Annotated in this window: 1 protein-coding gene; it reads left to right on the forward strand. The window is 72.2% G+C overall.

All coding sequences use genetic code 11. The features are described 5' to 3' along the window. Positions 1–124 precede the first annotated feature (124 nt). A partial coding sequence (locus ACFYZF_RS30625) for an N-acetylmuramoyl-L-alanine amidase (protein WP_387026665.1) occupies positions 125–1,352 on the forward strand: 1,228 nt, incomplete at its 3' end.

The raw sequence follows: 1,352 nt of genomic DNA on the forward strand, positions 1-1,352 counted from the left end.
CAACGACGTCCACGTCGCACTATCCACCGGCACCACCTTCACCCCCACCACCAAATGGCACGACTTCTTCGGCCTCCCCGGAGAAACCACCCTCTAACATCCGAACCCCCGTCGGAGAGTCGCCATGTTCAATCGTTCCCCGGGACGCAGGAAGCCGCCCCCGCTGGCCGGCGTCCTCGTCGCCACCCTGACCGTCGTCACCCTCACCGCCGCGGCGCCGGCCACCGCCGCCCCGACCGACCGGGCCGACGGCCTCGCCGCCGCCTTCGCCGCCGCCGGCAGCCGCTACGACGTGCCGCGCGACCTGCTGGTGGCGGTGGGCTACGGCGAGAGCCGGCTCGACGACCACGGCGGTCAGCCCAGCGCCGCCAACGGCTACGGCCCGATGCACCTGGTCAGCAACCCCACCAACCGGTCCCTGAACGAGGCGGCCGGGCTCACCGGTGTGCCGGTGGACCAGCTCAGGGCCCGGCCGGAGGCGAACGTCCGGGGTGCGGCGGCTGTGCTGCGTTCCTATGCCGACGCGGCGCGGCTGCGGCCCGCAGACCGTCACCGGATCGCCGCCTGGTACCCGGTCGTGGCGCGCTACGCCCATGCCGGCGACGACGCGACCGCCCGCCTCTACGCCGACCACGTCTACGACCTGCTGCGGCAGGGCATCGAGGCGCGGACGCCCACGGGGCAGCGGATCGGCGTGGCCGCCCGGCCGGTGCGGCCGGAGCTCGGCCGGTACGCCACGGTCGCCCCCGCGGGGAGCCGGTCCACCGGGTCCCCGGCCGCCCTGGCGGCGGTTCCCGAGTACGGCCCGGCCCGGTGGGTCGCCGCCAACGGCGGCAACTACCAGCCGGGGCGGTCGGCCCGGATCACCACCGTGGTCGTCCACGTCACTCAGGGCTCGTACGCCGGGACCGTCAGCTGGTTCCAGAACCCGTCGTCCGGGGTCAGCGCGCACTACGTCGTCCGGTCCAGCACCGGAGAGATCACCCAGATGGTGCGGGAGGGCGACACCGCCTACCACGCCCGTTCGGCCAACCCGTACTCGGTCGGCATCGAACACGAGGGATTCGTGGACAACCCGGCCTGGTTCACCGACGCGATGTACCGCTCGTCGGCCGCGCTGACCCGCTACCTGTGCGACAAGTACGGCCTGCCCAGGGACCGCAGCGCCATCAAGGGGCACAACGAGCTGCCGGGCAACGACCACACCGACCCCGGGCCCCACTGGAACTGGAACTACTACATCTCCCTGGTGAACGCCGGTGGTGGTGGGGGTGGTCGGTATCTGGGGGGTTCGTCGACGGATTTCAGTGGGGACGGTAAAGACGACATCGTCGCGTTCACCCAAGGAACCC

It is taken from the genome of Micromonospora sp. NPDC001898, from assembly GCF_042891255.1.
Taxonomy (GTDB): domain Bacteria; phylum Actinomycetota; class Actinomycetes; order Mycobacteriales; family Micromonosporaceae; genus Micromonospora.